Source organism: Paracoccus acridae, assembly GCF_014642735.1.
Lineage (GTDB): Bacteria > Pseudomonadota > Alphaproteobacteria > Rhodobacterales > Rhodobacteraceae > Paracoccus > Paracoccus acridae.
The window spans coordinates 1-500 of the sequence record NZ_BMIV01000102.1; the positions used below are offsets into that span (position 1 = coordinate 1).

The window sequence follows — 500 nt, forward strand, 5'->3', positions numbered from 1 at the left end:
CAGATCAGCCTGGTCGGATGCGGCTGGAACGGGTGGTCGGATGATCGTGGAATGCCCGGTCGGATGTTCATGGAATGTGTGGTCGGATCACCGTGGTGCGCGCACTTATGCGGCTTGTGCGCAGGCCTTCTTCTTTCGGGGCCGCTTGGCCGCTGGTTGTTCAAGAGGGGCTGCCGCCGCTTCGGCATCCCGCGCCAGTCTGAGCCTTCGCAATCGCTTGCTGTTGGCGTCCCGCTGGCTGATCTCGCTCGAGATTATCTCTCTTGCCGCGTCGTTCGTTCGATCCCACAGGGTCTGTGACGCCGTGACCTTGAACAGGGCTTCGGCTTTTTTTGAGGCCATTGTGTCGCTCCTCGATAAGTTGCCCGGCCCTGTCAGGGCCGGGCACTGGGAGGCTGGGATCAGGCCAGTGTAAGGTTCGAGGCGGAGTCACGGCCATCGCGACCGCGTTCCACATCAAAGGTCACTGCCTGACCATCAGCCACCTGATGGATGCCGGC

Annotated in this window: 1 protein-coding gene and 1 pseudogene; both read right to left on the reverse strand. The window is 62.0% G+C overall.

Features of this window, described 5'->3' with window-relative positions:
- Positions 1-105 precede the first annotated feature (105 nt).
- Positions 106-342: a hypothetical protein gene (locus IEX25_RS20005; RefSeq protein ID WP_229665531.1), complete on the reverse strand. Its 237-nt coding sequence runs from the start codon at positions 340-342 to the stop codon at positions 106-108.
- A gap of 59 nt (positions 343-401) precedes the next feature.
- Positions 402-500: pseudogene (locus IEX25_RS20285) on the reverse strand (cold-shock protein); the annotation flags it as partial.

What these genes read in the sequence shown, in the direction of transcription:
- IEX25_RS20005 (WP_229665531.1), bottom strand. Translation starts at nt 342, where the DNA reads ATGGCCTCAAAAAAAGCCGAAGCCCTGTTCAAGGTCACGGCGTCACAG.